The following is a 6,881-nucleotide window of genomic DNA, read 5'->3' as shown; positions in this document are numbered from 1 at the left end:
ACCCCCCGGCTTTGTCGTGTCCTGACAGCCGCCCCGCCGAACACGCGCAGCGGTTGACTACAGGTCAGCAGGCCCGGGCTCCTAGCGTCTGGCACCCAAGCAACCTCCCCCCGTTGCGAAGGGACGCGCCGGACCCATGAAGAGATCCGCCCTCGTCAGCATCCTCGCCGCCGCCCTGCTGGGCGCCGGTCTCCTCGCCGAGGCACCCGAGGCCGAGGCCTCCGCCGCGGCCGCCTGCACGGCGGCCGACGCCGAGGTGTACACACCCCCCGCCACCGTCCCCGCCACCCCGGGCACCGTGCTGGCCTGCCGTTCCGTCACGTTGAGCCAGGTGCCGGGCAACATCGCCATGTCCGCCTGGAAGGTCCTCTACAGCTCCACCGACAACCAGGGCCGTCCCGTAGCCGTCTCCGGCACCCTCGCCGTTCCCACGGCACCCTGGACCGGCACCGGTGACCGCCCCGTCGTCGCCTTCCACCCCGGCACCCTCGGCCTCGGCCCCCAGTGCGCGTTCTCCAAGCAGCTCGCCGGGGCCTACCAGGACGAGTACGAGGGCGACAACATCGCGGCCCTGCTCAAGGCCGGGTACGCGGTCGCCGCGACCGACGGCCCCGGGTACCTCGACGGCCAGACGCACCGCTATGTCGCCGGCACCGACTCCGGGCACGCCCTGCTCGACATCGCCCGCGCGGCCCCCGCCGTGCCGGGCAGCGGTCTGTCCCGGCAGGCCCGCGTCGGGCTGTGGGGGTACTCCGAGGGCGGCGCGGCGAGCCTGTGGGCGGCCCAGCTGGCGGCGGGCTACGCGCCCGAGCTCGACGTGGTCGGGGACGCCTCAGGCGGTGTCCCCGGTGATTTGAAGCAGGTGGCGGCCGGGCTCGACGGCGGCGCCTTCGCCGGCTTCCTCGCCGACGCGGCCCTCGGCATCCAGGCGGCCTACCCCACGCTGCCCTTCGACTCGCTCCTCAACGACCAGGGCCGGGAGGCCGTGAAGACCGCCAAGTCCGTCTGCCTGGTCGGCACCGTCACCGGCCTCGCGGGCAGGAGCATCAAGGACTTCACCACGGCCGGGCTCACCCTCGACCAGCTCTACCAGCAGCGCGGCAGCGACGGCCGCACCTGGGGCCAGGTCCTGGACGCCCAGAAACTCGGCGTGAACCTCGGGGCCTACAGGATCGACTTTCCCGTCCTCCAGTACCGTGGCGCCCTCGACGAGGTCATCCCCACCGCCACCGAGGACGCCGTCCGCGCCGCCTACTGCGCGGCGGGCGTGCGGACAGGCTGGAAGATCTACCCAGGCGACCATCTGCTCACCGACAACCAGGCCGTCGGTGACGTCGTCTCCTGGCTCGGCGACCGCTTCGCGGGCCGCCCGGCCGCGAACGACTGCTGAGCTGTCACGACCCGAGCCGTAACGACGATGGGGGCGCCCGGTGTCACACCGGGCGCCCCCATCGTCGTACGCGAGGAGTCAGCGGGTCCTGCCGCCGCCCTTCGGCAGCTTCATGCCCTTCGGCATCGGGCCCTTCGGCAACGGCATGTTGCTCATCAGGTCGCCCAACGCCCGCAGCCGGTCGTTGGTGGCGGTCACCTGGGGGCCGGTCAGCACGCGCGGCAGCTTGAGCATCGTGGTCCGCACCTTCTTGAGCGGGACCTGGCCCTCGCCCGTGCCGACGACGATGTCGTGCACCGGTACGTCCGCGACGATGCGGTTCATCTTCTTCTTCTCGGCGGCCAGCAGGCCCTTGACCCGGTTCGGGTTGCCCTCGGCGACCAGGACGATGCCGGCCTTGCCGACGGCCCGGTGCACCACGTCCTGGCTGCGGTTCATCGCCACCGCGGGGGTGGTCGTCCAGCCCCGGCCGATGTTGTCCAGGACGGCCGCGGCGGCACCCGGCTGGCCTTCCATCTGCCCGAACGCGGCCCGCTCGGCGCGGCGCCCGAACACGATCGCCGTCCCGAGGAAGGCGAGCAGGAAGCCCAGGATGCCGAGGTAGACCGGGTGGCCGATCAGGAAACCGATGGCGAGAAAAACGCCGAGGATGAGGATGAAGACACCCGCGAGCACCAGGCCGATCTTCTTGTCGGCCTTGCGGGTCATCTTGTACGTCAGGGCGATCTGCTTCAGTCGCCCGCTGTTCGCGGCATCCGCCGCACTGTCACTTCTCGCCATGCCCCGAAGTCTACGTGGCCCGGCAGGCGCCGACGACGGCAGTGCCCGCCCTCCCGGAGGCAGGACTCAGGAGCTGATGGTGAACGTCTGGTCCAGGACGCGCTGCGCCTCGACCCGGTCCTTGGCCCGGCGGCGGTCCTCCAGGACGGAGGTCCAGGCGTTGCGGCGGGCGGTGCGCTGTCCGCCGCTCAGGAGCACGGACTCGACGGCACGGAGTGCATCGGTGAACGACGGGATCGCGGTGGCGCGAACGGGCGCGGCCTGCATGATGAGGTCCCCCCTCGGGAGCGGCGGCTCTGGTGAGTGGTGCACGGGCTGTACAGCCAGGGTCACTGAATGGTGTTACCAGGGCGTGACCGACCGGTCAAACGCCCATGAAGCCTTGTTGCTTCGCCCCGAAACGCGGACGCGGCCCCGATGACCCCCCTATCTGCGGGGATGTCCGGGACCGCGTCAATCGGCCACTACCGGGCGGTAGTTGCTTGTGCTCGGATTCACACGTTTAGCGTGACACTCCGTGCCATCCGGGGGTGCTCAGACGGCCTGCGAGGCGACGTAGGCGCCGCGCTTCTCGACGGCCATCTGGTAGAGCCGGCCCGCCCGGTAGGAGGACCGGACGAGGGGCCCGGACATCACACCGGAGAAGCCGATCTGCTCGGCCTCCTCCTTCAGCTCCACGAACTCCTGCGGCTTGACCCAGCGCTCCACGGGGTGGTGCCGTACCGACGGCCGCAGGTACTGGGTGATGGTGATGAGCTCACAGCCGGCGTCGTGCAGCTGCAGGAGCGCCTCGCTGACCTCCTCGCGGGTCTCGCCCATGCCGAGGATCAGGTTGGACTTGGTCACCAGGCCGAAGTCGCGGGCGTCGGTGATGACCTTCAGGGAGCGCTCGTAGCGGAAGCCGGGGCGGATGCGCTTGAAGATCCGCGGGACCGTCTCGACGTTGTGCGCGAAGACCTCGGGGCGGGACTCGAAGACCTGCCGGAGCAGCTCCGGCACGGCGTTGAAGTCGGGGGCCAGCAGCTCGACCTTGGTGCGGCCGGCCTCGCGGGAAGCGGTCTGCTCATGGATCTGGCGGACCGTCTCGGCGTACAGCCAGGCGCCGCCGTCCTCCAGGTCGTCGCGGGCGACGCCGGTGATCGTGGCGTAGTTCAGGTCCATGGTGACCACGGACTCGCCCACGCGGCGCGGCTCGTCGCGGTCGAGCGCCTCGGGCTTGCCGGTGTCGATCTGGCAGAAGTCGCAGCGCCGGGTGCACTGGTCGCCGCCGATGAGGAAGGTCGCCTCGCGGTCCTCCCAGCACTCGTAGATGTTGGGACAGCCGGCTTCCTGGCAGACCGTGTGCAGGCCCTCGCTCTTCACGAGCTTCTGCATGGCGGTGTACTCGGGACCCATTTTCGCCCGGGTCTTGATCCACTCGGGCTTGCGCTCGATGGGGGTCTGGGCGTTGCGGACCTCCAGGCGCAGCATCTTGCGTCCGTCGGGTGCGACTGCGGACACGACCGGCTCCCTAGCGTTGATTCTTCGGCGTGCTCAAGGGTACGCCCGTGGATTTGAAAGCCCACCGCCTGTCTCAGGCCGCAGGTGTCTTCTCGATCACCCTCGGCTTCAGCTCCGCGTTCTCCAGCACGTCCCGCAGGTGCCGCTCGACGACCGGCAGGACCTCGTCGATGGTCACGTCCCGGCCGAGCTCGGCCGCGAGGGAGGCGACGCCCGCGTCCCGGATGCCGCACGGGATGATCCGGTCGAACCACTTGTTGTCCGGGTTCACGTTCAGCGCGAAGCCGTGCATGGTGACGCCCTTGGCGACGCGGATCCCGATGGCCGCGATCTTGCGGTCCTCGCGGCGCTGGCCGGCGTTGGACGGCGCGTACTCCGGCCCGTTCAGGCGCGGGTCGAACTCCTCGTCCGTGAGCCGGGGGTCGAAGTCGAGGGAGAGCCCGCCGAGGGAGGGGCGCTGCTCGACCGGGTCGCCGAGCACCCACACGCCGCTGCGGCCCTCGACCCGGGTGGTCTCCAGGCCGAACTCCGCGCAGGTGCGGATCAGGGCCTCCTCCAGCCGTCGTACGTGCGCCACCACGTCCACCGGACGCGGCAGCTTCTGGATCGGGTAGCCCACCAGCTGGCCCGGTCCGTGCCAGGTGATCTTGCCGCCGCGGTCGACGTCGATGACGGGGGTGCCGTCGAGGGGGCGCTCGTTGTCCGCGGTGCGCCGGCCCGCCGTGTAGACAGGGGGGTGTTCGAGCAGCAGGACCGTGTCGGGGACCTGGTCCTCGAACCGCGCCGCGTGCACCCGGCGCTGCTCGTCCCAGGCCACCTGGTACTCGACCGCGTCCGCACCGAACCCCATGCGGACGAACCGCAACCCACTCACGGCAAGCGCCTCCCTAGAAGGTCGTAAGGCACGAAGGGTGCCTACGCCACTGTACGTCCGGCCCGCGGACGTCAGCCCTGGGGGCAATCCTCACACGATCGGATGAACGAACGTCGAAGTGTGCGACCGTCTGCTTACTCTCCGCTACATTCGCGCCGTTCGCAGCGGCCATAAGGGCAGCTCACAGGCAATCCGGGCACCACGTGACCCGTGACGGCCCGAAAGGCAGGAGACCGCACCGCAGATGACGGAACGACCCGCGCAGCGCACTCCCAACCGACAGCTCGCCGCGCTCATCGCAGAAGCGGGGTTCTCCAACGCGGGTCTCGCCCGACGCGTGGACCAGCTCGGTCTCGAACACGGGCTGGATCTCAGATACGACAAGACCTCCGTGACCCGGTGGCTGCGCGGGCAGCAGCCCCGGGGCACCACACCCGCTCTCATCGCCGAGGTCTTCACCCGCCGGCTCGGCCGCCGGCTCTCCGCGCAGGACCTCGGCCTCGACGCCTGCGCGCCGGTCTACGCGGGACTGGAGTTCGCCGCGGGGCCTGAGGAGGCCGTCGACATCGTCAGCGGTCTGTGGCGCAAGGACTCCGGCAGCCACGCCGAGCTGCGCAAGATCGCCTTCACCCCGGCCGGGCTGGTGGTGCCGAGCCGGGACTGGCTGATCGGCCGCCCCGACGACCGGGTCGCCCGCGGCGAGCCACCCCTGCGGGTCCCTCCCCAGGGGCGCCCGGTGGTGCCCCGGCAGCGCGGCCAGGCCGAGCGCGGCCCCGGTCAGCGGGTCACCGGGGGCGACATCGCGGCCCTCTGCTCGGTGGGCGACCTCTTCCGCAGCCTCGACGACCAGTACGGCGGCGGGCACGCCCGGCAGGCCCTGGTGCGCTACCTGGAGCACGAGTGCGAGCCGATGCTGCGCGGCACCTACGGGGAGACCACCGGACGCCGGCTGTTCGCCGCGGCCGCCGACCTGACCCGGCTCGCGGGCTGGACGTCGTACGACATCGCGGCGCACGGGCTCGCCCAGCGGTACTTCGTGCAGGCGCTGCGGCTCGCCCAGGCCGCGGGGGACCGGGCCTACGGGGCGTACGTCCTGGTCACGATGAGCAGGCAGGCCGTGTACCTGGGGCACGGCCGGGAGGCGATCCAGCTCGCGCGGGTGGCCCAGCAGGGCGTCGGCACCAGCGCCCCGCCGGTCGTGCAGGCACTGCTGCACTCGGCCGAGGCGCGCGGGCACGGGGTGCTGGGGGAGGTGCGGGCGTGCACGGCCTCGCTGGTCCGCGCGGAGCGGGCCCTGGAGGCGGCGCGCCCCGGTGACGAAGTCCCGCACTGGGCACGCTTCTTCGACGAGGCGCAGCTCGCGGACGAGTTCGGGCACTGCCACCGGGACTTGCAGCAGTTCCGGGCGGCGGCCCAACACGCCGAGCGCTCCCTTCAGTTGAGGGCGCCGGCGTACGCCCGCAGTCGGCTGTTCTGCCGGGTGGTGCTCGCCTCTGCGAGGCTGGGGCTTGGGGAGTTGGACCAGGCGTGCGCGCTGGCCGCGGAGGCCGCCGGGCAGGCGGCGGAGATGCGGTCGGTGCGGGCGGTGGAGTACGTGCGGGACTTCGAGCGGCGGTTGGAGCCGTACAAGGATGCGGCGCCGGTTCGGAGTTATCGGGACAAGGTGGCTGCGCTGGGGTAGGGGGCCCGCCGTAACTCCGCACCGGTGTGTGCCCAGTGCCGGTCCGCCGTGGCTTGTCGCGCAGTTCCCCGCGCCCCTGAAGGGCGCGGGGGTGGCTGGCCGTCAGGCTGCCTGGGCGGTGGGAGTCGGGTCCGCTCGGTGCATCGAGCCCGCTGCTCCCAGGTCCTTCAGGATGGCCGTCGTCGCTCGGTGGGCCGAGTGCAGGGCGCCCTGGACCGTGCTGGTGTCGCGGTGGTCGCCGCAGACGTACAGGCCGGCCAGGAGGCGGACCGGGCGGCGCAGGTCGTGCGGGGCGGGCATGGCCGGGACCGCCTCCCGGGTGTGGTGGACCGCGAGGGTCTCCCAGCGGTGCGTCGACGTGCCGTACAGGCGGGCCAGATGGGTGCGTACGGCCGCCTCCAGGTCGGACGGAGGGGTGCCCAGGACCGTCGAGGAGATCAGGGCCCGGCCCGCGGGGGCCCGGCTGGGGTCGACCTCGCTGATCACCGCCGTGTGCGCCACCGGGCCGCCCCGGTCGGCGTCCAGCAGCAGCGCGGATCCCGTGCGGGGCGCGTCGTCCGTCGTGTGGTGGACCACCGTCACCGGGTGGAAGTCCGGCACCCGCAGCCCCGGCAGCAACCGGGCCGCGGCCCGCGCGTCCGTCGCCAGCAGCACCG

7 protein-coding genes are annotated in these 6,881 nt (G+C 71.9%); 2 read left to right on the top strand and 5 right to left on the bottom strand.

Features of this window, described 5'->3' with window-relative positions; translation table 11 throughout:
- Positions 1-136 precede the first annotated feature (136 nt).
- The gene (locus tag AOJ26_RS21825; protein WP_086724363.1) at positions 137-1,390 is read left to right on the top strand and encodes a lipase family protein; all 1,254 of its coding nucleotides are present in this window, start codon (positions 137-139) and stop codon (positions 1,388-1,390) included.
- Positions 1,391-1,468: 78 nt separating this feature from the next.
- Here AOJ26_RS21825 and AOJ26_RS21820 read toward each other — a convergent pair whose 3' ends face one another.
- From AOJ26_RS21820 to lipB, 4 genes are all read right to left on the bottom strand, one after another.
- Positions 1,469-2,170 carry a DUF4191 domain-containing protein gene (locus AOJ26_RS21820; protein ID WP_053850014.1) on the bottom strand — a complete coding sequence of 234 codons (702 nt, stop codon included), beginning with the start codon at positions 2,168-2,170 and terminating at the stop codon, positions 1,469-1,471.
- A 66-nt stretch (positions 2,171-2,236) separates the two neighbouring features.
- Positions 2,237-2,437 carry a hypothetical protein gene (locus tag AOJ26_RS21815; protein WP_053850013.1) on the bottom strand — a complete coding sequence of 67 codons (201 nt, stop codon included), beginning with the start codon at positions 2,435-2,437 and terminating at the stop codon, positions 2,237-2,239.
- A gap of 267 nt (positions 2,438-2,704) precedes the next feature.
- The gene (lipA, locus tag AOJ26_RS21810) at positions 2,705-3,670 is read right to left on the bottom strand and encodes a lipoyl synthase (RefSeq protein ID WP_053850012.1); all 966 of its coding nucleotides are present in this window, start codon (positions 3,668-3,670) and stop codon (positions 2,705-2,707) included.
- Positions 3,671-3,743: 73 nt separating this feature from the next.
- The gene (gene lipB, locus AOJ26_RS21805; RefSeq protein WP_053850011.1) at positions 3,744-4,544 is read right to left on the bottom strand and encodes a lipoyl(octanoyl) transferase LipB; all 801 of its coding nucleotides are present in this window, start codon (positions 4,542-4,544) and stop codon (positions 3,744-3,746) included.
- A 244-nt stretch (positions 4,545-4,788) separates the two neighbouring features.
- Between lipB and AOJ26_RS21800 the strand changes: the two genes are divergently transcribed.
- Positions 4,789-6,225, top strand: a complete 1,437-nt coding sequence (locus tag AOJ26_RS21800; RefSeq protein ID WP_053850010.1) for a hypothetical protein — start codon at positions 4,789-4,791, stop codon at positions 6,223-6,225.
- Positions 6,226-6,327: 102 nt separating this feature from the next.
- Here the strand turns inward: AOJ26_RS21800 and AOJ26_RS21795 are convergent.
- Positions 6,328-6,881: FAD-dependent oxidoreductase (locus AOJ26_RS21795; protein ID WP_199828864.1), on the bottom strand; the 554-nt coding region annotated here is incomplete at its 5' end.

The sequence above is a fragment of the Streptomyces sp. NRRL B-24085 genome (assembly GCF_001282115.1).
Lineage (GTDB): Bacteria > Actinomycetota > Actinomycetes > Streptomycetales > Streptomycetaceae > Streptomyces.
Note: the sequence above shows the minus strand (reverse complement) of the source record. Positions and strands in the feature narration are given on the sequence as shown.